Origin of the sequence: Nostocoides veronense, assembly GCF_039531185.1 — a bacterium.
GTDB lineage: Bacteria > Actinomycetota > Actinomycetes > Actinomycetales > Dermatophilaceae > Nostocoides_A > Nostocoides_A veronense.
Genome location: NZ_BAAAPO010000021.1, coordinates 118483 through 145243, shown reverse-complemented (window position 1 = coordinate 145243; position 26761 = coordinate 118483). Strand labels below are relative to the sequence as shown.

At 67.9% G+C, this 26761-nt stretch carries 29 protein-coding genes and 1 pseudogene; 14 read left to right on the top strand and 16 right to left on the bottom strand.

What is annotated here, in order from left to right; all coding sequences use genetic code 11:
* Positions 1–28 precede the first annotated feature (28 nt).
* Positions 29–1402 carry an LCP family protein gene (locus tag ABD225_RS06590; protein WP_344082705.1) on the top strand — a complete coding sequence of 458 codons (1374 nt, stop codon included), beginning with the start codon at positions 29–31 and terminating at the stop codon, positions 1400–1402.
* 142 nt (positions 1403–1544) lie between these two features.
* Here ABD225_RS06590 and ABD225_RS06585 read toward each other — a convergent pair whose 3' ends face one another.
* Positions 1545–2705, bottom strand: a complete 1161-nt coding sequence (locus ABD225_RS06585; RefSeq protein ID WP_344082703.1) for an acyl-CoA dehydrogenase family protein — start codon at positions 2703–2705, stop codon at positions 1545–1547.
* Positions 2706–3028: 323 nt separating this feature from the next.
* Here ABD225_RS06585 and ABD225_RS06580 point away from each other — a divergent pair, with 323 nt between their 5' ends.
* Positions 3029–3208: a hypothetical protein gene (locus ABD225_RS06580; protein ID WP_344082701.1), complete on the top strand. Its 180-nt coding sequence runs from the start codon at positions 3029–3031 to the stop codon at positions 3206–3208.
* A gap of 15 nt (positions 3209–3223) precedes the next feature.
* Here the strand turns inward: ABD225_RS06580 and ABD225_RS06575 are convergent, their stop codons facing one another.
* Positions 3224–4294: an LLM class F420-dependent oxidoreductase gene (locus tag ABD225_RS06575; protein WP_344082699.1), complete on the bottom strand. Its 1071-nt coding sequence runs from the start codon at positions 4292–4294 to the stop codon at positions 3224–3226.
* 82 nt (positions 4295–4376) lie between these two features.
* On the opposite strand from ABD225_RS06575, the gene ABD225_RS06570 reads away from it, so the two are divergent.
* A complete protein-coding gene (locus ABD225_RS06570; protein WP_344082697.1) occupies positions 4377–5558 on the top strand; it encodes a nucleotide sugar dehydrogenase in 1182 nt (393 codons plus the stop codon).
* A gap of 90 nt (positions 5559–5648) precedes the next feature.
* Here ABD225_RS06570 and ABD225_RS06565 read toward each other — a convergent pair whose 3' ends face one another.
* Positions 5649–6113: a VOC family protein gene (locus ABD225_RS06565; protein WP_344082695.1), complete on the bottom strand. Its 465-nt coding sequence runs from the start codon at positions 6111–6113 to the stop codon at positions 5649–5651.
* A gap of 63 nt (positions 6114–6176) precedes the next feature.
* The gene (locus tag ABD225_RS06560) at positions 6177–6566 is read right to left on the bottom strand and encodes a helix-turn-helix transcriptional regulator (RefSeq protein WP_344082693.1); all 390 of its coding nucleotides are present in this window, start codon (positions 6564–6566) and stop codon (positions 6177–6179) included.
* 72 nt (positions 6567–6638) lie between these two features.
* Between ABD225_RS06560 and ABD225_RS06555 the strand changes: the two genes are divergently transcribed.
* Positions 6639–7082, top strand: coding sequence for a CoA-binding protein (locus tag ABD225_RS06555; RefSeq protein WP_344082783.1), 444 nt, complete (start codon positions 6639–6641; stop codon positions 7080–7082).
* Positions 7083–7102: 20 nt separating this feature from the next.
* On the opposite strand, the gene purE is transcribed toward ABD225_RS06555, so the two are convergent.
* Both purE and ABD225_RS06545 read right to left on the bottom strand, forming a co-directional pair.
* A complete protein-coding gene (gene purE, locus ABD225_RS06550) occupies positions 7103–7615 on the bottom strand; it encodes a 5-(carboxyamino)imidazole ribonucleotide mutase (protein ID WP_344082691.1) in 513 nt (170 codons plus the stop codon).
* Entirely contained in the window at positions 7612–8772 is a 1161-nt protein-coding gene (locus ABD225_RS06545) for a 5-(carboxyamino)imidazole ribonucleotide synthase (protein ID WP_344082781.1), read from the bottom strand. Before ABD225_RS06545 ends, purE begins: the two co-directional genes overlap by 4 nt.
* Before the next feature lie 99 nt (positions 8773–8871).
* Between ABD225_RS06545 and ABD225_RS06540 the strand changes: the two genes are divergently transcribed.
* On the top strand, positions 8872–9363 hold the full coding sequence (locus ABD225_RS06540; RefSeq protein WP_344082689.1) for a GtrA family protein: 492 nt from the start codon (positions 8872–8874) through the stop codon (positions 9361–9363).
* On the opposite strand, the gene ABD225_RS06535 is transcribed toward ABD225_RS06540, so the two are convergent.
* The 4 genes from ABD225_RS06535 to ABD225_RS06520 are packed head-to-tail and all read right to left on the bottom strand — an operon-like array spanning position 9291 to position 12855.
* A complete protein-coding gene (locus ABD225_RS06535; protein ID WP_344082687.1) occupies positions 9291–10331 on the bottom strand; it encodes a sensor histidine kinase in 1041 nt (346 codons plus the stop codon). The two genes, ABD225_RS06540 and ABD225_RS06535, sit on opposite strands and share 73 nt — an antisense overlap.
* A gap of 1 nt (position 10332) precedes the next feature.
* Complete coding sequence (locus ABD225_RS06530) at positions 10333–11001, bottom strand: response regulator transcription factor (protein ID WP_344082685.1); 669 nt, start codon at positions 10999–11001, stop codon at positions 10333–10335.
* On the bottom strand, positions 10998–12050 hold the full coding sequence (locus ABD225_RS06525; protein WP_344082683.1) for an adenylate/guanylate cyclase domain-containing protein: 1053 nt from the start codon (positions 12048–12050) through the stop codon (positions 10998–11000). The genes ABD225_RS06530 and ABD225_RS06525 overlap by 4 nt, the downstream gene beginning before the upstream one ends.
* 28 nt (positions 12051–12078) lie before the next feature.
* Complete coding sequence (locus tag ABD225_RS06520) at positions 12079–12855, bottom strand: biotin--[acetyl-CoA-carboxylase] ligase (RefSeq protein ID WP_344082681.1); 777 nt, start codon at positions 12853–12855, stop codon at positions 12079–12081.
* A 24-nt stretch (positions 12856–12879) separates the two neighbouring features.
* Here ABD225_RS06520 and ABD225_RS06515 point away from each other — a divergent pair, with 24 nt between their 5' ends.
* Both ABD225_RS06515 and ABD225_RS06510 read left to right on the top strand, forming a co-directional pair.
* Entirely contained in the window at positions 12880–14484 is a 1605-nt protein-coding gene (locus ABD225_RS06515) for an acyl-CoA carboxylase subunit beta (RefSeq protein WP_344082679.1), read from the top strand.
* Positions 14484–14711, top strand: a complete 228-nt coding sequence (locus ABD225_RS06510; RefSeq protein WP_344082678.1) for an acyl-CoA carboxylase epsilon subunit — start codon at positions 14484–14486, stop codon at positions 14709–14711. Before ABD225_RS06515 ends, ABD225_RS06510 begins: the two co-directional genes overlap by 1 nt.
* A gap of 4 nt (positions 14712–14715) precedes the next feature.
* Here the strand turns inward: ABD225_RS06510 and ABD225_RS06505 are convergent, their stop codons facing one another.
* Entirely contained in the window at positions 14716–15363 is a 648-nt protein-coding gene (locus tag ABD225_RS06505) for an MOSC domain-containing protein (protein WP_344082676.1), read from the bottom strand.
* Between the two features lie 26 nt (positions 15364–15389).
* A complete protein-coding gene (locus ABD225_RS06500; protein WP_344082675.1) occupies positions 15390–15848 on the bottom strand; it encodes a hypothetical protein in 459 nt (152 codons plus the stop codon).
* A 64-nt stretch (positions 15849–15912) separates the two neighbouring features.
* Here ABD225_RS06500 and ABD225_RS06495 point away from each other — a divergent pair, with 64 nt between their 5' ends.
* Entirely contained in the window at positions 15913–17586 is a 1674-nt protein-coding gene (locus tag ABD225_RS06495; RefSeq protein WP_344082673.1) for a DUF885 domain-containing protein, read from the top strand.
* Positions 17587–17739: 153 nt separating this feature from the next.
* Here ABD225_RS06495 and ABD225_RS06490 read toward each other — a convergent pair whose 3' ends face one another.
* Positions 17740–18960: a lipase family protein gene (locus ABD225_RS06490; protein ID WP_344082671.1), complete on the bottom strand. Its 1221-nt coding sequence runs from the start codon at positions 18958–18960 to the stop codon at positions 17740–17742.
* An 88-nt stretch (positions 18961–19048) separates the two neighbouring features.
* Here ABD225_RS06490 and ABD225_RS06485 point away from each other — a divergent pair, with 88 nt between their 5' ends.
* The 4 genes and pseudogenes from ABD225_RS06485 to ABD225_RS06470 all read left to right on the top strand — a co-directional run bounded on the left by ABD225_RS06485 (position 19049) and on the right by ABD225_RS06470 (position 21626).
* A complete protein-coding gene (locus tag ABD225_RS06485; RefSeq protein ID WP_344082779.1) occupies positions 19049–19630 on the top strand; it encodes a cation:proton antiporter domain-containing protein in 582 nt (193 codons plus the stop codon).
* Positions 19522–20238 (top strand): annotated as a pseudogene (locus tag ABD225_RS06480) (cation:proton antiporter domain-containing protein); the annotation flags it as partial. The gene ABD225_RS06485 and the pseudogene ABD225_RS06480, both read left to right, overlap by 109 nt.
* Positions 20239–20535: 297 nt before the next feature.
* Positions 20536–20970 (top strand): ubiquitin carboxyl-terminal hydrolase 14, encoded by a 435-nt coding sequence (locus tag ABD225_RS06475; protein WP_344082777.1) that lies wholly within the window; start codon positions 20536–20538, stop codon positions 20968–20970.
* A gap of 35 nt (positions 20971–21005) precedes the next feature.
* Positions 21006–21626, top strand: coding sequence for a Maf family protein (locus ABD225_RS06470; protein WP_344082669.1), 621 nt, complete (start codon positions 21006–21008; stop codon positions 21624–21626).
* Between the two features lie 105 nt (positions 21627–21731).
* On the opposite strand, the gene ABD225_RS06465 is transcribed toward ABD225_RS06470, so the two are convergent.
* Together ABD225_RS06465 and ABD225_RS06460 are read right to left on the bottom strand one after the other, a co-directional pair.
* On the bottom strand, positions 21732–23267 hold the full coding sequence (locus tag ABD225_RS06465; protein WP_344082667.1) for an acyl-CoA carboxylase subunit beta: 1536 nt from the start codon (positions 23265–23267) through the stop codon (positions 21732–21734).
* A complete protein-coding gene (locus tag ABD225_RS06460; RefSeq protein ID WP_344082665.1) occupies positions 23264–24448 on the bottom strand; it encodes an acyl-CoA dehydrogenase family protein in 1185 nt (394 codons plus the stop codon). Before ABD225_RS06460 ends, ABD225_RS06465 begins: the two co-directional genes overlap by 4 nt.
* 74 nt (positions 24449–24522) lie before the next feature.
* Here ABD225_RS06460 and ABD225_RS06455 point away from each other — a divergent pair, with 74 nt between their 5' ends.
* A complete protein-coding gene (locus ABD225_RS06455; RefSeq protein ID WP_344082663.1) occupies positions 24523–24918 on the top strand; it encodes a MerR family transcriptional regulator in 396 nt (131 codons plus the stop codon).
* A gap of 85 nt (positions 24919–25003) precedes the next feature.
* Here the strand turns inward: ABD225_RS06455 and ABD225_RS06450 are convergent, their stop codons facing one another.
* The gene (locus ABD225_RS06450; RefSeq protein ID WP_344082661.1) at positions 25004–26392 is read right to left on the bottom strand and encodes a mycothione reductase; all 1389 of its coding nucleotides are present in this window, start codon (positions 26390–26392) and stop codon (positions 25004–25006) included.
* An 85-nt stretch (positions 26393–26477) separates the two neighbouring features.
* Here ABD225_RS06450 and ABD225_RS06445 point away from each other — a divergent pair, with 85 nt between their 5' ends.
* Positions 26478–26744, top strand: a complete 267-nt coding sequence (locus tag ABD225_RS06445; protein WP_344082659.1) for a hypothetical protein — start codon at positions 26478–26480, stop codon at positions 26742–26744.
* The last annotated feature ends 17 nt before the right edge of the window (positions 26745–26761 follow it).

Genomic DNA, 26761 nt, shown 5'->3' with positions numbered 1-26761 from the left:
TCGGATTCGGCGTCTACCCTTGCTCCCCATGACCACTCCTCCGGGCGGGCGCGACACCTCGGGTGACGCCCAGGCGATCCCTCAGCGCCGCCGCCCCCGCCCGGCGCAGAACCCGCGTCCGGGAGCCTCGCCCGCCGAGCCCACCCGCGTCATACCCTCGCGCACCAGCGACCCGTTCCACGGCTGGCATGAGGAGCATGAGGTCCACGAGCGCGAGCAGTGGACGCGTCCGATCAGCACTTCCGACCAGCGTCCGCAGGCGTATGCCGATCGCACCGCCCCCCTCCCCGTCGCCGAACCGGCCCCGCGCCGGGTCTCCCCCGCCCCGCGCCCGCAGCGCGTCGCCGCCGACCCCTATGCCGAGGATCCGTATGCCGCCCCCGCCGGCCCTCCGCCTCGTGGCCCGCGTATGCCCCCAGCCCCGCGGCCCGGGCGACGGCGCCACCCCGTGCGCCGGGCGGTCTCGCTCCTCGTGCTGGTTGCCTTGATGTGGACGATCGGCACGGCCTGGGCGCTTCGCTCGACCTGGTCTGCCGTCGGGCGGGTCGCCTCGACTCCAGCGGGCGGGCATATCGCCGACACGGCGGGGAGCAACTACCTCATGGTGGGCTCCGACGGGCGCACCGACCTGAGCCCGGCAGAGCGCAAGCGGCTCGGCACCGGCTGGGCGGAGGGTGCGCGCACCGACTCGATCATGTTGCTGCACACGGGCACTGGCGAGCCGACGCTGCTCTCGATTCCCCGCGACTCCTATGTCGAGATCCCGGGGCACGGCATGAACAAGATCAACGCCGCCTTCGCGATCGGCGGGCCGCCGCTGCTCTCGGCGACGGTCGAGAAGGCGACGGGCCTGCGAATCGACGGCTATGTCGAGATCGGCTTCGGCGGCTTCGCCAAGGTCGTCGATTCGGTCGGCGGGGTGCGCATGTGCCTACCCAACGCGATCAATGACGAGAAGGCCCACATCAACCTGCCGGCCGGCTGCCAGGTGCTCGATGGCAAGAATGCGCTCGGCTATGTGCGGATGCGTTATTCAGACCCGGAGGGCGATCTCGGTCGGGTGAAGCGCCAGCGCGCCTTCCTCGGCGCGCTCATGGGCAAGCTCGCGACGCCGACCAATGTCCTGTTGCCCTGGAAGTTGCACTCCGTCGGCACCTCCGGCGCCTCGGCGGTGACCGTTGGCAAGGATGACGGCCTGATGTCCACGGCTGGCGCCTTCCGCGGCCTGCGCGCCGTGGCCGGCGGCTCGGGCTACTCGGTGACGGTCCCGATCTCCAATCCCGGCCTGCAAACTCCGGCCGGCGAGGCCGTCGAGTGGGACGCCACCAAGTCCGCCGCCCTCTTCGCCGCCCTCCGCGACGGCCACGACCTGCCCGCCGACCTCCTCCCCGCGACCAAGTGAGTGCCCGCCTGGGATTCCTAACCTCTGCTAGCACGGGTTAGTCGACTGTGGACACGTTGCAACCTGTGCACAGTCGACTAACTCGTGCTAGCAGAGGTTGCACACCCCCGACCCGGCCTAACCCTGAGGTGGAGGTTCAGGCTCAGCGCAGGAGCTGGCGGGCCATGACGACGCGCTGGATCTGGTTGGTGCCTTCATAGATCTGGGTGATCTTGGCGTCGCGCATCATCCGCTCAGCCGGGAAGTCCTTGACATAGCCCGCGCCGCCCAGCAGTTGCACGGCATCGGTCGTGACCTGCATCGCCACATCGGAGGCATAGCACTTGGCCGCCGCGCCAAAGAAGCTCAAATCGCCTTCGTGGCGCTCGGACTTCGCCGCCGCGACATACACCAACTGCCGGGCCGCCTCGAGGTGCATGGCCATATCGGCGAGCATGAACTGCACGCCCTGGAACTGCGCGATCGCCTGCCCGAACTGCTTGCGCTCCTTGACATATGCCGTGGCGAGGTCGAGCGCCCCCTGCGCGATCCCAACGGCCTGGGCGCCGATCGTCACACGCGTGTGGTCCAGGGTCCGCAGCGCAATCTTCAAACCCTCGCCGCGCGCTCCGACCATCCGGTCTTCGGGGATGACGCAGTTCTCGAAGATCAACTCGCGCGTCGGCGAGCCCTTGATCCCGAGTTTGCGCTCCGGCTCACCAAAAGTGAACCCGGCATCCGACTTCTCCACGACAAAGGCCGTCACATTGCCGCCTCGCGGGCCGTCGGGGTCGGTGACCGCCATGACCGTATAGAACTGCGAGACACCGGCATTGGTGATCCACGCCTTCTGCCCGTTGAGGGTGAAGGTGCCATCGCCATTGTCGGTCGCGCGACATTTCATCGACGCCGTGTCGGAGCCCGCCTCCCGCTCCGACAGGCCATAGGAGAAGGTGGACTCCCCGGCCGCGAGCGGGGTCAGATAGCGCTTCTTCACCGCCTCGCCGCCGCCGAGGATGATCGGCATACTCCCGAGCTTGTTCACCGCGGGGATCAGCGAGGCCGAGGCGCAGCCGCGCGCGACCTCCTCGATGACGATGCAGGTCGCGAGCGCGTCGGCGCCCACGCCGCCATACTCCTCCGGCACGTGCGGGGCGAAGAAGTCGCTCGCCACGAGAGCGTCGTGCGCCTCCTGCGGGTAGCGCGCCTCCTCATCCACGGCGGCGGCGTATGGCGTGATGCGGGCCGCCGTGATCTCGCGCACCGCCTCCCGGATGGCCTCGTGGTCCTCGGACAGGCGGTAGGTGTCGAAGTCGGAATTCACCGTCCCAGCCTAGGCCGCAGGCGCGGCAGTCCACGCAGGGAGGTGACCGCCACCACGCAGGCGGCGACAAGCCGCGTGGACCTGTACGGATTCCCCGGCGAGGACTACCGCCGAGAGCGGGAGGCCGGTCTGAGTCGCCCAGCCAAGGAGGACGGCGGACATGCGTCTGCGCGAAGCACTCGTCATCACCATCTGTGCCGCACTGAGTGCGATCGGCGTCGCCTCCGCCGGCGCCGGACCGAACCCCGCCAGCAGTCCGGGAATCGACGCCGGCCCCGACGACGGTGATCTCCTCGAGCGGCGTCAGCGCCTCGAGCCAACAGGTGGACTACCCGACGGCTCCGACGGGCGACACCTTCGTCATGCCGGGCTGGCGCCGCTCGCTCTCGACCACGGGCGCCGGCCGATTGGGCTGGGTCGACCTCGGATCGGCGAGCGTGGCCGTCCGCGGCGGTCTGAGCACCCTCGCCTGGCACACCGAGGACTGCACCTTCTTGTGCTGAGCGCCCCGCCCGGGATCAGCCGCGGCCGGGCAGATGCCAACGGTGGCCGTGATGCGCCTCGCGAGGTGTGTCGAGCAGGGCGGGGATGACCTCGCGCTCGAAGAGCTCGATGCCGGACAGGTCGTAGGCCGCTTCGGCGAAGTAGGTGATCGCATAGGTCATGCCGAGCCCCTCGAGTTCCTGCAGTCGCTCGACGATCTGCTCGGGGGTGCCGACCGCCGGCTGGGTGCGGGCGCTCGCGACCTGCTCCTCGACCTTGGCCGGGGCGACGCCCGCGCGGGTGAGCTGGTCGGCATACCACCGCAGCCGGTCCTCGACCTCGCGCTCGTCCCGCCCGATCACGACGTTGTAGTTGGAGCTGCGCACGATGGATCCGAAGTCGCGGCCGACCTCGGTGCAGTGGTCGCGCAGGATCGCCGACTTCGCGGCGAAGCCCTCAGGGGAGCCGTCGAAGTTGGTGTAGTCGGCGTACTCGGCCGCAATCCGCAGCGTCACCTTCTCGCCGCCGCCGGCGATCCACATGGGTATGCCGTTGCTCGCCGACCCGGGGGCCGAGGTCCCTTGCAGGGGTCGGGGATGGCACAGGGCACCGTCGACCTGGTAGTGCTCGCCGTCGAGGGTGGCGCTGCCGGTGGTCCACAGCCGCCGGAAGATGTCGACGCCCTCGCGGAGGCGAGCCAGCCGCTCCCCCGCCCGCGGAAAGCCGAAACCGTATGCGCGCCACTCGTGTTCATACCACCCGGCACCGATGCCCATCTCGAGCCGGCCCTCGGACACGATGTCGACGGTGGCGGCGACCTTGGCCAGGTAGGCAGGGTTGCGATAGCTCATGCACGTGCACATCTGCCCCAGCCGGACCCGGCCGGTGACGGCGGCGAACGCCGACATCAGCGTCCACGCCTCGTGCGTCGCCTCCTCGCTCGGCATCGGCACGGTGTGGAAGTGGTCGTAGACCCAGATCGACTCCCACTCGGGGTTGGCGTCCGCCCGCCGCGCGAGCCCGGCCATCACCCCCCAATGCTGCGAGGGGTCGATGCCGACCAGGTCGAGACGCCAGCCTTGCGGGACGAAAATGCCGAATCTCATGGCACGAACCTACTTCCCCATCGGCGGCCGCACCGCCCGGGCGCACCGTCCCACCCCAGCCGCGGACATAGACTCAGCCCTCGTGTCCACCAGCGCACCCGCCACCATCGCCGTCGTCGGCACGTCATATGTCGGCCTCTCCCTCGCGATGTTGCTGGCGCGCCACAATCCGGTGCGCGCCCATGACATCGATGCCCACAAGATCGGGATGCTCCGCGAGGGCCGCAGCCCCATCTCCGATCCCGATATCGAACGCTTCCTGCGCGATGAGAAGCTCGACATCGCCTACACCACCTCCCCCGAGGAGGCGTATGCCGGCGCCGAGTTCGTCATCATCGCCACCCCGACCAACTACGACGAGGTGACGAACTACTTCGACACCCGCTCCGTCGAGTCGGTGATCCGTGATGTGGCCCGGATCAACCCGGACGCCGTCATGGTCATCAAGTCGACCATCCCTGTCGGCTTCACGAACTCCGTGCGCGCGCGCCTCGGCACCGAGAATGTCCTCTTCTCGCCGGAGTTCCTGCGCGAGGGCCGGGCCCTGCACGACAACCTGCATCCGAGCCGGATCGTCGTCGGCGAGGTGAGCGAGCGCGGCCAGCGCTTCGCCGACCTGCTGCGCGACGCGTGCGAAGACCCCGGCGTGCCGGTCCTGTTGACCGGCAGCACCGAGGCCGAGGCGATCAAGCTCTTCGCCAACACCTATCTCGCGATGCGTGTGGCCTATTTCAACGAACTCGACACCTTCGCCTCGACGCACGGCCTGGACTCCCGGCAGATCATCGACGGCGTCGGCCTCGATCCGCGGATCGGGACGCACTACAACAACCCGAGCTTTGGTTATGGCGGGTACTGCCTGCCTAAGGACACCAAGCAATTGCTCGCGAACTATCGCGATGTCCCGCAGACGCTGATCAGCGCGATCGTCGAGGCCAACACCACGCGCAAGGACTTCGTCGCGATGGATATCGTCGCGCGTCGCCCGCGCGTCGTCGGGATCTACCGGCTCATCATGAAGGCCGGCTCCGACAACTTCCGCTCCTCCTCGGTGCAGGGGATCATGAAGCGGATCAAGGCCAAGGGCATCGAGGTCGTCGTCTACGAGCCGGAGTATGCCGAGGACCACTTCTATGGTTCACGCGTGGTCTCCCTTGAGGAGTTGAAGGAGATCTCCGACCTCATCGTCGCCAATCGGCATACCGATGATCTGGCCGATGTGGCCGACAAGGTCTATACCCGCGACCTCTTCGGCAGCGACTGAGCCGCGAGTCCCTGCCCCGCCGGGTGGGTCAGGAGCGGGCAGGGGTATGCCGTCCCAGCCGGGCGGCCAGCCCGGACGGCACATCGTGGGTCAGGCCTGCTGAGCCAGTGGCTGGTTGAAGCGCACCATATTGCCGACCGGGTCGCGGAAGGCGCAGTCGCGCACGCCATAGAACTGATCCTGCGGCTCCTGCAGCACCTCCGCGCCGGAGGCGACGACATGCTCAAAGAGTGCATCGACATTGTCGACCCGCAGGATCAGCGCCGAGAGCAGGCCCTTGGCGAGCAGATCGTGCAGCGCGTCGGCATCGGAAGAGCTCATCGGCATACCCCCGCCGGTGTAGTTGTGCAGGACGATCTCCAGCTCCGGCTGGCTCGGCGGGGTCAGGGTGACCCAACGGAAGTCGCCATTGGTGACATCGGTGGCCGTGGTGCAGCCGAGGACGTCGCGGTAAAAGGCGAGGGAGGCGTCGGTGTCATTGGTGAAGACGAAGACGTTGACGATGGCCAGGCTGGCCGTTGCGGGATGGGGCGTGGTGGGTGCTGTGGTGTTCATGTCTCGACCGTATGGCGCCCGCCCACCCCCGCGCTTCTTCGATCCTGATCGATGCGGGCGCCGTCAGCGCCGGGGCCGGGTGACCTGTTTGGCGATGCAGCCCGGCACGCCGCGCAACTCCTCATGCGGCCGGGCGCGGTAGGCGCTCGGGGTCTCACCAACCAACTCCGTGAAGCGCGAACTGAACGATCCGAGCGAGGTGCAGCCAACCGCCATACACACCTGCGTCACGGACATCGATCCATTGCGCAGCAGCGACATGGCGCGCTCGACCCGGCGAGTCATCAACCAGTAGTAGGGCGTTTCGCCGAAGGCCTCTTTGAAGGATCGCTGGAAGTGGCCCACCGACATCAGCGCTTCGCGGGCCAGCAGTGGGACATCCAGCGGTTCGGCATAGTCGCGGTCGATCCGGTCGCGGGCCTGCCGCAGCCGGATCAGGTCATCGCGTTCCACGCGGCTCAGTCTGCCGCAGCGGCCGCTCCTGCGCCCCCGCGCGGCTGCTCGTGTCACACTGGCCAGGTGGCAATGACGCACCAGAACGATCCCGATCTGATTCGTGACCTGCTCGTCGATCCGGGCATTTGGGTGATCGTCGGCCTGTCCGACAATCGCAACCGTGATGCGTGGAAGATCAGCCGCTATCTGAAGATGGAACAGGGCAAGGGGATCATCCCCGTGCACCCCTCGGCGGCCACCGTCCACGGTGAAAAGGGCTATGCCTCCCTGTCCGATATCCCGGATGGCACCGACGTCAAGGTTGTCGACTGCTTCGTCAACTCCGATCTCGTCGGGGCCGTCGTCGATGAGGCCATCGCCAACAAACACCGACTACAGATCGACGCCATCTGGATGCAGCGTGGCGTCGCGGATGTCGCTGCCGCCGAGCGCGCCCGCAAGGCCGGTCTCGGCGTCGTCATGGACACCTGCCCCAAGATCGAGTACCCCAAGCTGCGCCCCCACAGCATCTGACGGCGCAGCGCGTCGCACCCTTAGGCCTCGCGGACTCGCTCGCGTAGCGCCGCGCCCTTGTCGTATGCCGTCTGCCGCAGCTGGGTCTGGAAGCTCGCCATCGCGTCCCGCAGGCGCTCGGCCTCGGCGCCCTCGCCGCTGGCCAGGATGCGGGCCGCGAGCAGGCCGGCATTGCGAGCGCCGCCGATCGAGACCGTCGCCACCGGCACGCCGGCGGGCATTTGGACGATCGAGAGCAGCGAGTCCATGCCATCGAGGTATGTCAGCGGCACGGGCACCCCGATGACCGGCAGGGTCGTCACGGAGGCGAGCATGCCCGGCAGGTGGGCCGCTCCCCCGGCCCCGGCGATGATCACGCGCAGCCCGCGGCCGGCGGCGGCACGGCCATACGCGATCATGTCCTCCGGCATCCGATGCGCGGACACAACATCGGCTTCGTAGCCAATCCCGAACTCCTGCAAGGCAATCGCAGCCGCCTCTAGCACCGGCCAATCACTGTCACTGCCCATGACGACGCCGACGACCGGTTTCATTCGGTGATCACTCCCTGGAGATAGTCGGCCGCATGCCGAGCCCGCTCGTGCGCCTCGGCATAGGTCGACGCGCAGATATTGACGTGCCCAATCTTGCGGCCGGGACGCACGCCCTTGCCATAGAGGTGGACTTTCAGGCCAGGATCGCGGGCCATCAGGTGCCGGTATGCCGGATAAAGCTCGGCATAGTCCCCCCCGAGAACATTCGCCATGACGGTCACCGCGGAGCGGGCTCGCGGATCACCAAGCGGCAGGTCGAGCACAGCGCGCAGGTGCTGCTCGAACTGGCCCGTCACCGACCCGTCCATGCTCCAGTGCCCGCTGTTGTGCGGACGCATCGCCAACTCGTTGACGACGAAGCCATCAGCGGTCTGGAAAATCTCGACAGCCAGCACCCCCGTGACCCCCAACTCCCCGGCGATCCGCAGACCCGCTGCGGTCGCCTCCGCGGCCAGGCCCGGGTCGAGATGAGCCGCAGGCGCGTGCACCTCGACGCAGATCCCGTCCTCCTGAACGGTCTCGACCACCGGCCACGCGGCGGCTTGCCCGGACGGTGAGCGGGCAACGAGCACGGCCAGTTCGCGCTCGAAGTCGACCCGCTCTTCGAGCAGCACCGGGCCGCGCGCGAGCCAGTCCGCCACCTCGTGCACCGAACGCGCGAGCAAGACGCCCTTGCCGTCATACCCCCCGACGGGGACCTTGGCGATGAGCGGCCAGCCGACCTCGGCGCCGAAGTCTTCGACCTGTGCTACGGAGGTCGCGGCCCGCCAGCGCGGACACGGAATGCCCATGTCGGACAAGCGTTCTCGCATAGAGAGCTTGTTCTGGGCGTATGCCAGCGCGGCCGGGCTGGGGTGCATCGGCACCCCCAACTCTTCGAGGGCAGCCAGCACCGGAGCAGGCACGTGTTCGTGGTCGAAGGTGATGACATCACAGTGCTGAGCGAACGCCACGACGGTCGCCGGATCGGTGTAATCCCCGACCGGTGCGGACCGGAAAACCTGCGCGGCGGCACCATCGGCTTCCTCGGCGAGGACGGTCACGGTGATGCCCAATTCGGCGGCCGGGCCGGCGCACATCCGCGCCAATTGGCCGCCACCGATGATGCCGACGACCGGGAATCCACCCGGCGCACGAAGGGGTACTGGTGCGCTCAGGTCCACCCCGGGAGGATAGCCGTCGCAGCCTCCACGCCACGACCGGCGCCGAGCTGAGAATGGACTGCCGCGCCCCGTTGACTCAGTTAGGGTTTTCCGGTGACCCCGCCGCATACGAGCCTCCTCGGATGGGCTCGCGGCACGCTCAGTTCGCTGTGGCGCGAAGTCGTGAAGTTCGGCATCATCGGGGCGCTCGCCTTCGTCGTCGATGTCGGCGTAATGAATCTGCTGCGTCACACGATCTTGGACGACAAGCCGACGACCGCGAAGATCATCTCCGCCTCCCTCGCCACTGTCTTTTCGTGGATCGGAAACCGGCAGTGGACCTTCCGGCACCGGCGCAATCGCGCAGCCGCCCATGAGTTCTCGCTCTTCGTCATCACCAATCTCGTCGCACTCGTCATCGGTGTGGCCGCCATCGCGTTCTCGCACTATGGCCTGCAGTTCACGAGCCTGTTCGCCGACAATGTCGCCAATATCGTCGGGATCGGCCTCGGAACCCTCTTCCGGTTCTGGGCCTATCGCAAGTTCGTCTTCGCCAAGGAACTCGACGAGGCGTCGGACAAGAAGAGCGCAAAGACCGCGGGCTGAGCCCGCAACAACTCCAGCCGACCGAAGTTCTTCTCCGCCAGATCCCGCGCCAACGCCAAGCCCAGCCCGGAGCCGGTGGAAGATACCGAACGCTCGAAGATGTGCCGCGCCAGCCCTGGGGGCACGCCGTCGCCGTCATCGCTCACTTCCAAGACGACGGTCGGGCCGCTATGCCGCACAAGCACCGAGACGGTCCCTCGCCCGTGCGCGAGCGCATTCTCGATGAGCGTGGAGACGATCTGCGACAGGGCCGAGCGCACGATGAAGACTTCGAGATCCCGCTCGCCGTGGATGCGCATCGAGCGTCGCGCGGCCGCAAAAGCGGGCTGCCACTCCCGCTGCAGCGCCGCGAGCACCGAGTCCACCGAAACAGCACCCGCCTCCGCCGGACGCCGCTTGGCTCGGTTCATCAGATCGTCGACAACGCCGGTCAAACGCGCTACCTGGTCGATGGCCACCCCGGCCTCGGCGCGCGCCACCTCAGGGTCGGCGGTCGCCTCGATCTCTTCCAGGCGCAGCAGGAGCGCCGCCAGCGGCGTGCGCAACTGGTGACTCGCGTCGGCGGCAAAATCCCGCTCGGCCGCAAGGGCTTTCGCCATGTCCTGGGAGTTGGCAGCCAGCACCTCGCTGACCCGGTCAACCTCGGGTATGCCGGTCGCCAGCGGCGCGACGCTCGCGTCGCCCGCGCCGAGCCGCTCCGCCTGCACGGCGAGCGCCGAGAGCGGGGCTCCCAGGTGACGCGCTTGCCGACGCGCGACGACGAGACTCATCGTGAGGCCGACCAGGGCGACCGTGAGGCAGGCGCTGAACGCGATGAGAAAGAAGGCCGGAATCCCGACGCGATTGATGATCCGCTCATCGGGACTACGTGTCGCGGCAAAGGTCAGCATGCCGAGCAAGGGCACGAATGTCGCGAGGAGACCCGCCCCCACGACGAGCATCGTCGACCGCAGGAACAGTCGGTGCATCTCAGTCGTCCAGGTCGAGACGGAACCCGACACCGCGCACGGTGGCGATCATCTTTCCCGCGTCCGCGGACTCATCGAGCTTGCGGCGCAGCACCGAGATGTGGACATCGAGGGTCTTGGTCGAGCCGTACCACTCGGTGTCCCAGATTTCGTGCATCAATTGTTCGCGCGAGACGACCTTCCCACGCTCGCGGTACAGCACGCCGAGCAGGGCATATTCCTTGCCGGTCAAGGCCAGTTCCTGGCCGCGCAAGAAAACCCGGCGAGACTCCTGGTCGATGAGCAGCGAGGACGTGACCTCCGGCTCCATCAGGCCGCGCCGCAGCAAGGCCCGGGCGCGCGCGAGCAGTTCGGCCAGCCGGAAGGGCTTGCGCACATAGTCATCGGCCCCGGCGTCCAGCCCGACAACCGTGTCAACTTCGTCGGTGCGCGCGGTCAAGATCAGCACCGGGACGGCGGACCCAGCGGCCCGGAGCCGGCGGCATACATCGAGCCCGTCCATCGTCGGCAGACCCAGGTCGAGCACCACGAGGTCGACGCCTTGGAGTGCGACTTCCAGCGCCTCCTGCCCGTCGCCGCGGACCTCGACGTCATAGCCCTCCCGGCGCAGCGCGCGCGCCAAGGGATCGGCGATCGCCTCGTCGTCCTCGGCGAGCAGAACCCGGGTCATGGCGTCATCGTATGCGGGCCCGAACCCGCCGACCCGCGATCCCCGGCGCTGCGGCGCACCTCCGACGGCGTGACCGGGCCGATCCCGCGAAGTTGCCTGCGGCGTGTCGAGCGCAGGCTGAAGCCCGAATGCTGGGCGAGCCGCGTCGAGAGGGCTTCGTCGGCGAGCACGCGTCCCTCGCCCGCCACCGCTGTCAGCCGCGAGGCACGGTTGACCGTGGTCCCGAAAACATCGCCCAGCCGGCTCAGGACGGGGCCGAAGGCCAACCCGACTCGCACCTGCGGCAGCATCTCCTCCTCGGCCATGGCATCGATCAGGTCGAGCGCGGTGGCTGTCCCGGCCAAGGCATCCCGGTTGACGAAGAGCGCCTCATCCCCGACGGTCTTGATGACCCGGCCGCCATGGGCGGTCACGACATCGGAGGCCAGTCGCTCGAAGCGTTGGACCATGATGGCCAGATCGCGTTCGGACGCCCGCCGCACGATCGAGGTGAAGTTCACGAGATCGGCGAACCCCACCAGCCGCAATTGGCCGGCCTCGGCCTCCTGCGGATCGGCATCGCTGACCATCCTGGTCAGTGCGCCGAAGAGGTGGCGGCGCCAGGCATACGTCATCAGCGGCTCAAAGACATCGGCAGCCGCTGTGAGTTGCCGCGCCACCTCCATCGCCGTTTCCAGGTCAACGCCAGCATCGAGGGTGGAGGAGGGATCGGCGAGCGTTTCGGCAACGAGCTGCGTCTGCCAGACGGTGAGCCGATCGGCCGTGCGAGCAACCGCGCGAGTCATGCCGAGGAGCAGCTGCTCATCAAGCCGTCCGGCCTCGATCAGGTCCAAAATCTGACGCAACGCATCCAGATCTGCCTGCGCGAAGGACCCCGAATCCGGTTGCGAGACCGGGAATCCCAGAGCGTGCCAGAAGTTCGTGACCATGGGGAGGGACAGATCGGCGCGGCGCGACATTTCCTGACGGCCGGTGGCGATGTGGTCGCCGAGCAATCGCACCCGGATGTCCTCCAGGAACGCTTGGACGTCCGCTTCCTCGTGCGTCAACGCCTTCTCCCACGTGCCGGTCGAAGGCCTACTCTGCCACGCGCACGTGATGCACGTCACCTGCGGTGACGTGCTCCGGCCGCCCGCTGGCATCGCGCACCACCAGCCGCCCGTCGTCGTCGACGGCCTCAACCTCGACCCGGCGGGCGCGCCCGGTGCCGTCGGACAGTTCCACTCTCGCCCCGATCGTCGTGCAGGCCCGGCGGTATGCCGCCCGCTCCCCCGCCGCGTCGGCTCCCCCCGCGTGCTGGGCGTTGAGGACGGCGCTGAGCGCACCGGCATACGCGATGACCAGGTCGGTGCGGTCCGGCGCCGCGCCGGGGCCGAGCTCAAGGGCCAGCGAGGTGGCGGTCGGGACCGGCAGCTCATCTCGGCTGTGCAGCACGTTCAGGCCGGCCCCGATGACGATCCCGGCTGGCGTCAGTTCGCAGAGAATCCCCGCGAGCTTCGCGCCGGATTGAGCCAGCAGATCGTTCGGCCACTTGATCGCCGTGTCCAGACCCGTGACGGCTCGCACCGCCTGGTGCAGGGCCAGTCCCGTCAGCAGCGGCACCCACCCGAGGGCGCCCGGCGGAGTCGGGACCAGCACGGACATCGCCAGCCCGGCGCGGGGCGCCTCGCTCCACCGGCGCCCGAGCCGGCCCTTCCCACCCACCTGATGCTCGGCGAGGACCAGGGCCCACGGCATACCCAGGCGGGCGGCTTCGGTGTTCGTCGAGGCGAGTTGTTCGTGCAGGTGGACCTGCGTGACGGAACTCTCCTTCACACCGGCCCGGATGCGGTCGAGATCGAGTGGGGGACGCACGGGCACAAGGCTAGGCTCGGATCTATGACCGCCGATGCCATGCCGCAGGAGATCGACCTCCACACGACCGCGGGCAAACTGGCCGATTTGAAGCGCCGCGTCGCCGAGGTCGCCAATGCCGGTTCTGCCCGCGCGGTGGAAAAGCAGCACGCCAAGGGCAAGATGACCGCCCGTGAACGGATCGAGATGCTCCTCGACGAGGGCACCTTCATCGAGATGGACAAGTACGCCCGGCACCGCAGCAATGCCTTTGGCCAGGAGAAGCACCGGCCGTATGGCGATGGCGTCGTCACCGGCTATGGCCAGGTCGATGGGCGCACGGTGGCCGTCTTCGCGCAGGACTTCACGGTCTTTGGCGGATCGCTCGGCGAGGTCTTCGGCGAAAAGATCGTCAAGGTCATGGACTTCGCGATGAAGATCGGCTGCCCCGTCGTCGGCCTCAACGACTCCGGCGGGGCCCGCATCCAAGAGGGTGTGGTCTCGCTCGGGCTGTATGGCGAGATCTTCCTGCGCAATGTCCACGCCTCCGGGGTGATCCCGCAGATCTCGTTGATCATGGGCCCCTGCGCTGGCGGCGCGGTCTATTCACCGGCCATCACCGACTTCACCGTCATGGTCGACCAGACCTCGCACATGTTCATCACCGGCCCGGACGTCATCAAGACCGTCACCGGCGAAGAGGTCGGCTTCGAAGAGCTCGGCGGCGCGCGGACCCACAACACCAAGTCGGGCAATGCGCACTATCTCGGGGCGGACGAGGCCGACGCCATCGAGTACGTCAAGGCGCTGCTGTCCTATTTGCCGTCGAACAATCTGGACGAGCCGCCCTCCTACGACATCGAGAACGATCTGAGCGTCACCGATCTCGACCTCGAACTCGACACGATCATCCCCGACTCAGCCAATCAGCCCTATGACATGAAGACCGTCATCGAGCACCTGGTCGACGATGGCGAATTCCTTGAGGTGCAAGCGCTTTTCGCGCCGAACATCCTCATTGGGTATGCCCGGATCGACGGCCGCAGTGTCGGTATCGTCGCCAACCAGCCGATGCAATTCGCCGGCACCTTGGATATCGATGCCTCCGAGAAGGCCGCGCGCTTCGTCCGGACCTGCGATGCCTTCAACATCCCGATCCTCACCCTTGTCGACGTGCCCGGCTTCCTGCCCGGCACCTCGCAGGAGTGGAATGGCATCATCCGCCGCGGCGCGAAGCTGATCTATGCGTATGCCGAGGCGACCGTCCCCAAGGTCACCGTCATCACCCGCAAGGCCTATGGCGGGGCGTATGACGTCATGGGCTCGAAGCACCTCGGCGCCGACATCAACCTGTCCTGGCCGACCGGTCAGATCGCGGTCATGGGCGCGCAGGGTGCGGTGAACATCCTCTACCGCAAGGAGCTTGGCGCCGCCCAGGAGGCCGGAGAGGATGTCACGGCGCTGCGGGCGCAGTTCGTGACGGACTATGAGGACACGCTGGCGAATCCGTATATCGCCGCCGAACGCGGCTATATCGACACCGTCATCTCACCGTCCAACACCCGGATGAATGTCAGCCGGGCGCTGCGGGCGCTGCGCAACAAGCGCGAGAGCCTGCCGCCGAAGAAGCACGGAAATATCCCGCTGTGATGTCGTCGCCTGACTCAGCAGCAGCCGCGCCCGTGCTGCGGATCGTGCGCGGCAATCCGAGCGCCGAGGAGATTGCCGCGCTCGTCGCGGTCCTCAGCGCCGCCGGAGGGGAGGTCGAGGGCGGGACCACTCCGCATACCCCCGGCTGGGTGGACCATGCCGCCGCGGTGCACGCACCCACCCACAACGGCCCCGGCGGCTGGCGCACCTCCGTCCGCCGCGCCTGACGCCCTAGCTCCGCGCGAGCATCTCGGCCAGTTCTTCGCGCAGCAGCGCCGAGCCGGCGCCGAGGTCGAGGATGCGGCGAGCTTCATCGCGGTCGCCCATCCACGCCCGGAAGGTCATCGGCACGGTGATTCCGTGATCTGGCACATCACGCACGGTGATCGCGTCACCCCGGCTGATCGTGCCTGGCGCCACCACCGCGAAATAGGCCCCGGTGCGGCCGCGCTCGGCGAAGCGTTTGACCCAGCGCGGCTGTTGCATATGGGTCGAGAAGGTGCTGCACGGGATGCGCGGACCGGTGACAGCCAGGATCGCCGACCCCACCTGCCAGGTCGACCCGATGATCGCGGCATCGACATCGATCCCGGTGGTCGTGAGGTTCTCCCCGAAGTGCCCGTTAGGCAGCTCGAGCCCCAATTCCGTTGCCCACCAGTCAAGTTCCTCCCGCGCCACGGCATACACAGCCTGGTCGTCGCCGCCATGATGACGGCCGTTGCCGATGAAATCACCGGCCACGCCGCTCGGACCCTTGCGCCGCCCTGGCGCGGCGACGTCGAGGGCGTCCACGGGCAACTTCTGGATTCCCGTCGGGGTGGCCTTGCTGCCATTGGGTCTCGGGGAGCCGACATTGGTCGACAGAATCGCGGCGGGCATGGGCCAACGGTATGTCGGTTCGCTCGTCACCGATGTCCCTTCGCCCGCGAGTGGCGGGCGCGCCACAGCACCAGGCCCTGGGTGTGCGCGGACAGCCGCAGGCAGGCGACCGCAACGGGCAACTCAATGAGCACGGCCATCGCCACCGCGAGCCACCGATCGCTCGGTCCCGACGTGACCACATCGAACCAGGCGTCCACGATCAACATCGTCGCTGTCGCGGCAGCAAGAGCCGGCAGCCACCGGTTGGCGCGGAAGGCGGCCCACGCACCTGCCGCCAGCAGCAGGATCAGGCCCACATCGAAGCCACCCCACGCCAAGTCGTAGTTCACGGCGACGGCGTGTTCCGGCAACTCCCACGCCAGGTAGGCCGTCCACGGAATGAGGACGGCGGCCCCCGCACCGAGAACCCAGCCCGCGCGCCGCACCCGGCGGGCCGTCAGCGCCGCGTCGGCGGGCGACTCGGGCTGGCCGGGCGCTGGCATACCGAGAAGGGTAGGCGAGGAATCCCTGCGGTGCGGCCGCACTTCTCGGGTAACGTCGCACACCGTGACCGACCGCCTCCCGACCTCTGTCGACGCCATCGCCGAGGAGCACTTCGCCGCCGAAGTCGCCCTCTCCCCCATCACCGCCACCCACCTGGGGATCCCCGGGTATGACGACCGGCTCGACGACTTCTCACCGGCGGGCTATGCCGCCGCGTCCGCGCTTCGCCAGCAGACCTTGGCCCGGCTTGCCGAGGCCGAGCCAGCGGACGATATCGACAAGGTCACCATCGCCGCGATGCAGGAGCGGTTGGGGCTGGCCGAGGAGATCTACGCGGCCGGGCTGGAGGACAGCGCGGTCAATGTCATCGCGTCGCCGCTGCAGAGCATCCGCGGCGTCTTCGATCTCATGCCGACCAATACGGATCAGGAGTGGGCGACCTTCGGTCGCCGGCTCGCCGCTGTGGGCTCCGCGCTCGATCAGTGGGCGCAGTCCCTGGCTGGGGCGCGCGATCGCGGCCAGGTCGCACCGAAGCGCCAGGTCGAAGCGTGCGCCCAGCAGTGCGCGGACTTCGCGGCCGAGGGTGGCTACTTCGCCGGCCTGCGGCAGAACGCCGCTGCGGCGACGATGAGCGAGTCGGTACGCGACGAGGTCCTCGCGGGGATCGATGCCGCGTCCGCCGCCTATGCCGCCTTTGGTCCCCGCCTCACCGATTTGCTCGGTGCCCACGCCCCCGAGGCCGATGCCTGTGGGGCACAGGCCTATTCGCTGTATTCACGCTATTTCCTCGGCAGCACGGTGGATCTCGCGGAGACCTATGCGTGGGGTCAGGAGGAGGTTGCCCGGATCGAGGCCGAGCGCGCGGCGATCGCTGAGTCTCTCCGCCCAGGCGCGGGTTTGGACGAGGTTCTCGCGGCCTTGGACGCCGATCCGGCATACCAATTGCACGGCACCGAGGCACTGCAGGCATGGATGCAGGCAAAGGCCGACGAGGCGATCGACGCGCTCGCGGATGTGCATTTCGACATCCCGGGGCCGGTGCGGACGATCGAGGGCTGCATCGCGCCGACCCAACTCGGCGGGATCTATTACACCGGCCCGAGCGACGACTTCTCCCGCCCGGGTCGGATGTGGTGGTCGGTGCCCAAGGGCGACACCGAGTTCACCACGTGGCGCGAGCTGACGACGGTCTATCACGAGGGCGTGCCGGGGCATCACCTCCAGGTGGCGCAGACGGTCTACCGCAAGGACTTGCTCAATAGTTGGCGCCGCTTGGCCGCGTGGACCTCCGGTCATGGCGAGGGGTGGGCGTTGTATGCGGAGCGGCTGATGGCCGAGTTGGGCTTCATGGACGACCCGGGCAACCGGCTTGGCCTGCTCGACGGTCAGTCGCTGCGCGCGGCGCGCGTGGTCATCGACATCGGCGTGCACTGCGGCTTCGAGGCGCCGGCCGAGGTCGGTGGTGGTGCGTGGGATTACGACAAGGCGTGGCGCTATCTGACGGCGCATTCGCGGATGACCGAATCGGTGCTGCGATTTGAATTGGATCGCTATCTGGGCTGGCCGGGCCAGGCGCCGTCCTACAAGATCGGCGAGCGGCTCTGGCTGGACCTGCGCGCGGAGTCCGAGCGTCGCGCCGGCGAGGATTTCGATCTCAAGGACTTCCACCGCCGCGCCCTCGACATCGGCAGCGTCGGCCTCGACACCCTTCGCGCCGCCGTCCTCGGCACCCTGTAAGGCTTGCGATAGGGCGCTAACCAAGCCACGTAGGGCGCGTCTCCTAAGTGGTGCTAGCACCAGGTAGGTGACTGTGAACACGTTGCTCCGTATACACAGTCACCCAACTAGTGCTGGGACGTTTCCCGGCGCGAGCGCAGCTCGCTCAATGCTTTACAGGGTCCAACAGTTTGACCACTGAGGCAGGCCGGCGAACCGGGCTTCGAAGAAGGAGTACATCTCGGCGGAGTTGTTGAGCATGCCGCCGATGTGGGCGGGGGTGGCGTTGGGCGAGAAGTACACATTGGCGCCCTTGGTGCACCAGCTCTTGGCCATCGTCTTGCCGACGGTGAAGGGGATGACGTCGTCGAGGACGGAGTGCGTGACAAGGACCGGCATGGCGGGCTTGAGGTTGCCGATCTTCTGCTCGGCAACGATGGCGGCGAAGGGTGCCTTGCCCAGCATCTGCGCGAAGGTCGAGCCGTCGGCGGACAGGGTGCTGGACTTGACGAAGGAGTGGTTGAACAGGTCGGTCACGCACTCTCCTTCGACCTCGTCCATCACGCGTCGCCCGGTGGCGTTGAGGTATGGCGTGAGGTCGAGGTTGTAGCCGGCGGCAAGCCCGCGCACCCCATAGAGCGCGAATTCGGCATACAGCCCGCCGTCGAGATTGCTCGCCACGGCGCCGAGGTCGGCCGGAACGGCACCGGCGACGGCGCCCTTAACTTTCAGGTCGGGGGCGTATGACGCGGCGAGCTCGGCCGCTGACGCGGAAGCCCCGCCGCCTTGCGAATAGCCCATCAGGCCAACGGGATTCAGCGACGACAGGCCCGAGCCGCTGAGTCGCTGGGCGGCACGGACGGCGTCGAGGACGGCGCGTCCTTGCACGACCCGGTTCATGTAGGTGTGCACTCCGGCGGTGCCGAGCCCCTGATAGTCGGTGAGGGCGACGGCATACCCCCGCTCGATGAGGCCCTTGATGAAGAGTGATTCGTATTCCAGGCCTTCGGACTGCATGCGCGACGGGGCGCAGCGGTCGGCGAGGCCTTGGGTGCCCGCGGCATAGCCGATGATCGGGCGCTTGCCGACACCGATCCACGGCGTCTTGGGCACCAGGACGGTCCCGGACACGGCGATCTTGGCGCCGGTGCGATCGGTGGAGACATAGAGCACTCGGGTCGAGGTCATGACCAGATTGCTCAGGCCGGCCGGGTCGACGGCGAAGGTCATCAGCTCGCTGCGAAGCACATCGCCGGCAGCGCCGGCGACATACGCGGGGGCTTCGTAGAAGGCCGGGCGCGGCGGCTCAACGGCGGCGCCCGCAGCGGTGGCGGGCAGGACGGCCGCGCAGGCGGCGACAGCGGTCAGGGCAGCGGTCATACGGGTGCGGGACACGGGAAATCTCCTGGCTACCGGCGAGTAAGTTGAGAGAACGGTAGCGGAACTGCCGCACCGAGGCGGCGTCAATGGCGGCGTTCGGTGTGTGTCACCGCTCACCCCTGCGGCCCACACGGGCCAGAATCGACCCGTGGATCTCGCCCTGACCCTTGTCGCCATCGCCGCCACGGTCATCCTCATCGCCCGCCTCTGCGAACCGATCGGGGTGCCCGCGCCGCTGGCCTTGCTTGGCGTCGGGGTCGCGGCCTCCTATGTCCCGGGCCTGCCCGAGGTGTCGATGTCGCCCGAGGTGGTGCTTTTTGGGCTGCTCCCGCCACTGCTGTATGCCGCGGCGCTCAACACCTCGCTCATCGACCTTCGGCGCCTGCTGACGCCGATCCTCGGGCTCTCGGTGGGGCTGGTGCTCTTCACCGCGCTCGGCGTGGCGATCGTCGCAAGCTGGCTCTTGCCAATCAACTTCGCCGTTGCCTTCGCTCTCGGCGCGATCGCGCTCCCCCGGACGCGGTCGCGGCTACCGCCGTCGCCCGCAGCATCGGCCTGCCCCGCCGGACGACGACCGTCCTCGAAGGCGAGTCCTTGCTCAATGATGCGACGGCCCTGGTCTCGCTGCGCACGGCCGTCGCGGCGGCGGGTCTCGCCGTTGGTGCCGGACACGCGGGCGAGGTGACGACGATGAGCGTGGCGCTGGACTTCGGGCGGGCAGTCCTCGGCGGATTGGTCGTCGGCTGGCTGGTTTTCCTCGTCGTCGCCGCCGTCCGCCGCCACCTCACCGAGACCGCCGCGGACACCGCGCTCTCCTTTGCGGTCCCCTTCCTCGCCTATGTCCCCGCCGAGAAGATCCACGGCTCCGGCGTGCTGGCGGTCGTGACCGCGGGCCTGCTGCTGGCCCACAAGGCACCGGTCCTGCAGAGTGCGTCCTCGCGGCTCTCGGAGCGCATCAACTGGGCGAGCATCACCTTCCTGCTGGAGAATGCCGTCTTCTTGCTGATCGGCCTGCAGATGCAGTCGATCATCGCCCGGGTCGACGAGAGCGAGTTGACTCTCGCCCGCGGAGTCGGGGTGGGACTGGTGGTGCTGCTCGTATGCCTGGTGCTCCGGCCGGTCTGGATCTTCCCCTTCACCCTCCTGGCCTTCCGCCGCCAGGGTGGTCAGAGCGCCGAGGCCGCCAAAGTCGCTGCCGTCAGTTCCTGGGCAGGTATGCGCGGCGTGGTCACCCTCGCCGCCGCCCTCACCTTGCCGGAGGACACGCCCCTGCGGCCGGTTCTTGTCCTCATCGCCCTCATCGTCACGGTGGGAACTCTTCTGCTGCAGGGCTTTACGCTGCCAGCGTTGGCACGTTCACTCGACGTCCGGGGTCCCGATCCGCGTGAGGATGCCCTCGTCGCGGCGACCGTCGTCGCCTCGGCGGTCGGTGCGGGCCTGCGCTCGATCGAGGCCGATCCGAACGCCGACCCGAGCGCCCTCGCGGCGATCAAGGAGCAGTCGACGGCCCGGGTCAACCGGATCTGGGAGCAGCTCGGCGATGCCGGCAGCGAGACCCCAAGCGAGGCCTATCGGCGCCTGCGCCTACAGATGATCGGCGCCGAGCGAGCCCAGTTGTTGAAGATCCGCGCTGCCGGGGAGGTTGACCAGCATGTGCTCGGACAGGTCCTCAATGCCATGGACGCCGAGGAGGCGGCTCTGACCGTCAGCGCCCGGCGCAGCGAGCGGCTCCGGGAGACGCCTTTGCGCGCGCCCGACCAGATCGCGGCCGCCTGCGAGCACTTATCCGTCGAGCCGCGGTGCGTCGTCCCCGACAGCCCCGAGGGCTGCCACGAATGCCTGGAAACCGGAATGACCTGGGTGCACTTGCGGCTATGCACCGAGTGCGGCCAGGTCGGCTGCTGCGACTCCTCACCCGGCAAGCACGCGACCGCCCATTTCCACGCCTCCGGTCATCCGGTCATGCGCTCCCTGGAGCCCGGCGAAGCCTGGCGCTGGTGCTTCGTCGACGAAGCTCTCGGTTGACGGCCGACCCTCACTCGCGCCGTAGATTGGTCGCCATGCCCACTCCCCGATTCATCCTGGCGTCCGCCTCCCCCGCTCGCCGAATCCTGTTGCAGCAGGTCGGGATCGAGGCGGACGTGCAGCCAAGCACGGTGGACGAGGACGCGTTGCTTCGCGACCTGGCCACCCGGTATGGCGACCTGGAACCCGCCGATCTCGTCCTCGCCCTTGCCCGCGCGAAGGCCGAGGACGTCGCCCATAACACCGACGCCCTCGTGCTCGGCTGCGACTCGATGCTCGAACTCGATGGCGAGGTGCACGGCAAGCCGGCCGACGCGGCCGAGGCAACGCAGCGGTGGCGGCGGATGCGCGGGCGCTCGGGCACCCTGCATACGGGTCATTGGCTGATCGACGACCGCGACGACGGCAGCGGCGGACTCATCGGGGCGACCGCGTCCACCGTCGTGCATTTCGCCGATCTCACCGACGCCGAGATCGAGGCCTATGTCGCGACCGGCGAACCGCTGCGGGTCGCCGGCGCCTTCACCGTCGACGGTCTCGGCGGCGCCTTCGTCACCGGCATCGAGGGCGACCACCACAATGTCGTTGGCCTCTCCCTCCCCCTCCTGCGCGACCTCCTCGCCGACCTCGGCCTCCCCTGGTTCGCCCTCACCTGAGCCCCCTGTAGGTTTCCCGCCCGATGCCGGAAACCCTTCCTTTGTGCCGGAAAGCTTCTGGCACAAAGGGAGGGTTTCTCTCCCAAACATCGGGCGGCGTCTCGATCAGGTGGGGGGAATGTCGCGGCGTTTCGTCGCGAAGTGCCGGTCTCGGCCCGCCGCAAACGACAGTCGGGCAATCAGCTCGTCGCGCAGCAGACCGGGCTCGATGACCTGATCCAGCACCAGGTCAGCGGCCAGCCGTTCGATGTCGACATCTTCTTCGTATGCCGTGCGCCGCTCGGCGACGAAGGCCGCCCGCTCGTCGGGGTCGGTGATCTCGGCAATCTTGTTGGCGTACACCGCATTCACGGCGGCCTCCGGACCCATCACGGCGATCCGCGCGGTCGGCAAGGCAATCGTGGCATCCGGCGCAAAGCCGGGCCCGCCCATCGCATAGAGCCCCGCGCCATACGCCTTGCGCACGACGACACAGATCTGCGGCACGGTTGCCGACGCCACGGCGGACACCATCTTCGCCCCATGCCGGATGATGCCGCCGCGCTCCACCTCGGAGCCGATCATGAATCCCGGGACATCGGCGAGGTAGACGAGCGGGATCGAGTAGGCATCGCATAGCCAGATGAAGCGCGCCGCTTTGTCCGCGCTGTCGGTGAACAGCACGCCCCCCTTGACCGCGGAATTGTTCGCCAGGATGCCGACCGACTCACCATTCATCCGCCCGAAACCGACAACCAATTCGGCGGCAAAGAGCGGCTTGATCTCGAAGAAGGAGTCATCGTCCACGAGCCCGTCGATCACCTCATGGACATCGAAGGGCTGCGACTCCTTCTCCGGAATCGATTGCGGTGTCAGGGGATTCGCCGGCGCCTCCGGCTGATAGGTCGGCGGCGGCGCCTGCCAGTTGAGCGGCAGATAGGAGAAGTAGAGCTTCGCCAATTCGATCGCTTCGGTGTCGTCATGGGCCAGCAGGTCCCCGACTCCGGAGATGGTGCAGTGCATCCGCGCGCCGCCCATCTCCTCCAGCGTGACCTTCTCCCCCACGACCATCTCGGCCATCCGCGGCGACCCGAGATACATCGAGGCATTGCCCTCGACCATGATGATCAGATCGCAAAAGCTGGGGATGTATGCCCCGCCCGCCGCGCTGGGCCCGAAGAGGCAGCAGATCTGGGGCACCTTGCCCGAGAGCGCGACCTGGTTGTGGAAGATCCGGCCGGCGCCTCGTCGACCGGGGAACATCTCGACCTGGTCGGTGATGCGCGCACCCGCGCTGTCGACAAACCAGAAAACCGGAAGCTCTTCGCGCAGAGCCATTTCGGTCGCGCGCACGATCTTCTCGACAGTCCGCGCACCCCACGACCCGGCCTTGACGGTCGGATCGTTGGCGATGACGATGACCGGTCGCCCGTCGACGCGCCCGCGCCCGGTGACGACGCCATCGGCCGGCAGGTCTCCGGCCCGTGCATTGGCATAGCGCCCGTCTTCGACGAAGCTGCCCGCATCCAGCAGCAACGCGATGCGGTCACGGACATACAGCTTGTTCTGCTTCGCCAGTTTCGCCGCCGCGGCCTCACTCGGACGCTCGGAGGCGGCATATGACGCGCTCAGGCGGCCCCGCAGGTCGGCGACATCGCTCACGAGGACAACCCTAGGTTGCGGGCGATGACCATGCGCTGAACCTCGGAGGTTCCTTCCCCGATCTCCAGGATCTTCGCGTCCCGGTAGAAGCGGGCGACGGGGTACTCCTCCATGAAGCCATTGCCGCCGAAGATTTGCGTCGCCAGCCGGGTCGCCGTCACGGCCGCCTCGGAGGTGTAGAGCTTGGCGATCGCCGCCGCCTGCTTGACCTCGCCGACGCTGCGCTTGCCCAACTCCTGCTGGTCCTTCAGCCACGCGGCCTTGTAGGTCAGCAGCCGCGCCGTCTCCTCCATGACGGCCAGGTCGGCGACCTTGAACGACACGCCCTGGTTGACCCCGATCGGTCGCCCGAAGGCCGTGCGTGCCTGGGCGTATGCCGTGGCCTCCTCCCGCATCCGCACCAGCAGTCCGAGGGCGAGCGCGCTGATGGCGATGCGCCCATCGTCGAGGGTCTTAAGGAACTGCTTGAACCCCTGCCCACGGTCCCCGAGGAGGTTCTCCTGCGGCACGCGCACATCGGAAAAGGTCAGTCCGTGCGTGTCGGAGATATTCCACCCGAGCTTGTCGTATGCCGGGGCAACCTCGAATCCCGTTGTGCCGGAAGGAATCATGATGGCCGAGATCTCCGGCCGCCCATCCGCGCTCTCGCCGGTGCGCGCGGTCACGGTGACGACCGATGTGATCTCGGTGCCGGAGTTCGTGATGAAGGCCTTCGCCCCGTTGACCACCCAGCTATCGCCGTCGAGACTCGCCTTCGTCCGCGTTGCTCCGGCGTCGGAGCCGGCGTCCGGCTCGGTCAACCCGAAGGCTGCCAGCGCCCGGCCGGACACGAGATCCGGCAGCCAGCGCTCCTTCTGGGCTGGGCTGCCATACGTCAGGATCGGGTTGATTCCCAGACCCACACCGGCCGAGAGCGTGATGCCGATCGACTGGTCGATGCGGCCGAGTTCTTCGATGGCGACGCAGAGTGCCGTGAACGGCCCGCCCTCCGGGTCGACGCTACCGCCGAACTCCTCCGGCACCACGACGCCAAAGAGTCCGAGATCGCCCATCTTCGGCACGAGGTCGGTCGGGAAGTGGTGCGCGCGGTCCCACTCGGCGACGTGCGGCGCAACCTCGCGTTCGGCAAAGTCGCGCACCATCGCCCGAAAGTCCTCGTGATCTTGGCTCAGTTCGAACATGCGCGGCGACACTCCCCATTGCTGACTTCGTTAGTGCTTGACGTTTACGTTAACGTAAAGCAGGATTCTGGCCCATGGCAAGCCGGACGGTGCTCGAGCGCGAGCAGACGTGGACCATCGCGCAGATCGCCGAAGAGTTCGCGATCACCCATCGCGCGGTGCGCCATTACGAAGAGTTGGGCCTGATCTCCCCCGAGCGGCGCGGCACCGTCCGCGTCTATCACCGCCGCGATCGCACCCGCCTCGCCCTGATCCTGCGCGGCAAGCGCCTCGGCTTCCCCCTCGAGGAGATCCGGACGATCATCGATCTGTATGACGCCCCCCGCGGCCGCCGCAGCCAACTCGAGTATGTGCTGACCCAGATCGACGAGCGCCGCGCTGACCTCGAAGCCCGCCGCCGCGACCTCGACGAGGCCCTCGCTGAGCTAACGACCTTCGAGGCCCGCTGCCGCGCCGACCTCGCGCGCTGACCCGGGCCGGGTTCACGCCCGCGGGCCGCGATATAGCCAGGCCCCACGGCGAGAACCTGGCCCGTCTCGCAAACCGCCTGGCCCCTCAGGTCCCGGCGGCCTCGGCGACGCCGAGGAGGGCGTTCTCGATCAGCTCCATGGCGGCGGGGTGGATCCACATCTGGGTTGTCGCGACATCGCGCGCGCTCAGCCCGCGCGCGGTCGCGTCGATCAGCGGCTGGATGAGCGAGGACGCCTGCGGTGCCATGAGTTGGGCCCCGAGCACGACGCCGGTGCCCCGCTCGGCGACGACGGTGCAGACGGAGGTGGTGTCTTCCAGCGCCCAGCCGTATGCCGTGTCCCCCAGCTTCTGCGTGAAAGCCACCGCATCACAGCCCGCCGCGAGCACCTGCGGCAGGGTCTCACCCACGATCGCCAGCTGCGGATCGGAGAACACCGCGGACGGAATTGCCTTGGCGCGCAGCGGCTTCGGCGCGTCCGGGTGCAGCACGTTGTGGCGCACGGTCCGGGCCTGATCATTGGCCAGGTGCTTGAGCTGGTGCACGCTGGAGACATCGCCGAGCGCCCATACGCCCTCGGCGCTCGTGCGCCCGAACTCGTCGACGAGAACACGACCACTGTCCGAGTCCACCTCGACGCCGGCTAGATCGAGGCCGATGTCGCCGGTGTTCGGACGCCGCCCAACCGCCACGAGCAATTGGTCGGTCACCAAAGTTGTCCCATCCGCCAACCCCACATGTATGCCGTCGCCGCGCTCCGCCACGGAGGTCACCTCGGCGTTCAGGTGCAGCGCCCACCGCTCTCCCATCAACTCGGTGAAGCGCCGGCCGATGTCCTCGCCAACACCTTTCACGAGGTGCGGGCCCTTGGTCACCATCGTGATCTCGACACCCAAACCCCAGAACAATTGCGCCATCTCGGTGCCGATCACTCCGCCCCCAAGGACGAGCATCTGCTTCGGCAACTCCTCGATCCGCATGACGGTGTCAGAGGTGTGGAATGGCACGCCACTGTCGTGAATCACCTGGGGCACAACGGGACTCGCACCCTGCGCGAGCACGACCTGCGCGGCCGTCACCTCGACGTCGCCACCCGGCTCGGCCACCACCAGCCTTCGCGGACCGACGAAGCGGGCGGCACCGATATACGCATCAATGCCAGCGGAGCGGGCACCCTCTGGACCGGAGGCCGCGAACGTGTCGATGCGGTCGAAGATGCGATCGCGGATCTCGCGCCACCGCACCTGGTCCACACGTGCGTCCACACCGAGCCGGGACAACTCAGGCAGGCTGCCGGCGACCTCGGCCACGTGGAGGAACATCTTGGTCGGGATGCACCCGCGATTGAGACAGGTGCCGCCATACGGCCCGCAGTCGATGATTGCCGTGCGCAGGTGCGCCAGTTCTTCCGAAAGCACCGAGCGCCCCGATCCCGCCCCGAGCACCACCACGTCATAGTCCCGCTCTGTCGTCACGCTGCTCACAGTAGGCGCCTGGGTCGTCTTGCGAACTGCCGGACGGGGTCCTCGCGAAGTATCGGAGCTGGGTCCCACGCTCTGCGTGGGCGGTACGAGCGGTGGCCCCTACTGGAACTTCGAGCGCGAGCTCGCGCGCGCCGCTGAGTCCGCCGTGCCGAACCAACCCCACGGGGACATCCTCCGCACCGATATCGCGATCTACCCCAAGCGCACTGGGCTGCACGTCGCCATCCAGCAGGGAGCGGCATACGCCAGCGCCCTCGGCACTGTCGAGTTCGACATCCCCTGGGACCGCCTCATCGCCCCCAAGGCCGACATGAGCTTCATCCCCAACCAGTGGGGCCACTGACCCGAGCAGCAGGTATG

Excerpts from the sequence above, each read along its gene's own strand:
- ABD225_RS06590 (WP_344082705.1), top strand. The coding sequence starts at position 29 with ATGACCACTCCTCCGGGCGGGCGCGACACCTCGGGTGACGCCCAGGCG.
- ABD225_RS06575 (WP_344082699.1), bottom strand. The coding sequence starts at position 4,294 with ATGAGATTCGGCATTTTCGTCCCGCAAGGCTGGCGTCTCGACCTGGTC.
- ABD225_RS06565 (WP_344082695.1), bottom strand. The coding sequence starts at position 6,113 with ATGAACACCACAGCACCCACCACGCCCCATCCCGCAACGGCCAGCCTG.
- ABD225_RS06555 (WP_344082783.1), top strand. The coding sequence starts at position 6,639 with ATGACGCACCAGAACGATCCCGATCTGATTCGTGACCTGCTCGTCGAT.
- purE (WP_344082691.1), bottom strand. The coding sequence starts at position 7,615 with ATGAAACCGGTCGTCGGCGTCGTCATGGGCAGTGACAGTGATTGGCCG.
- ABD225_RS06535 (WP_344082687.1), bottom strand. The coding sequence starts at position 10,331 with ATGCACCGACTGTTCCTGCGGTCGACGATGCTCGTCGTGGGGGCGGGT.
- ABD225_RS06530 (WP_344082685.1), bottom strand. The coding sequence starts at position 11,001 with ATGACCCGGGTTCTGCTCGCCGAGGACGACGAGGCGATCGCCGATCCC.
- ABD225_RS06515 (WP_344082679.1), top strand. The coding sequence starts at position 12,880 with ATGACCGCCGATGCCATGCCGCAGGAGATCGACCTCCACACGACCGCG.
- ABD225_RS06510 (WP_344082678.1), top strand. The coding sequence starts at position 14,484 with ATGTCGTCGCCTGACTCAGCAGCAGCCGCGCCCGTGCTGCGGATCGTG.
- ABD225_RS06505 (WP_344082676.1), bottom strand. The coding sequence starts at position 15,363 with ATGCCCGCCGCGATTCTGTCGACCAATGTCGGCTCCCCGAGACCCAAT.
- ABD225_RS06500 (WP_344082675.1), bottom strand. The coding sequence starts at position 15,848 with ATGCCAGCGCCCGGCCAGCCCGAGTCGCCCGCCGACGCGGCGCTGACG.
- ABD225_RS06475 (WP_344082777.1), top strand. The coding sequence starts at position 20,536 with ATGATCGGCGCCGAGCGAGCCCAGTTGTTGAAGATCCGCGCTGCCGGG.
- ABD225_RS06470 (WP_344082669.1), top strand. The coding sequence starts at position 21,006 with ATGCCCACTCCCCGATTCATCCTGGCGTCCGCCTCCCCCGCTCGCCGA.
- ABD225_RS06460 (WP_344082665.1), bottom strand. The coding sequence starts at position 24,448 with ATGTTCGAACTGAGCCAAGATCACGAGGACTTTCGGGCGATGGTGCGC.
- ABD225_RS06455 (WP_344082663.1), top strand. The coding sequence starts at position 24,523 with ATGGCAAGCCGGACGGTGCTCGAGCGCGAGCAGACGTGGACCATCGCG.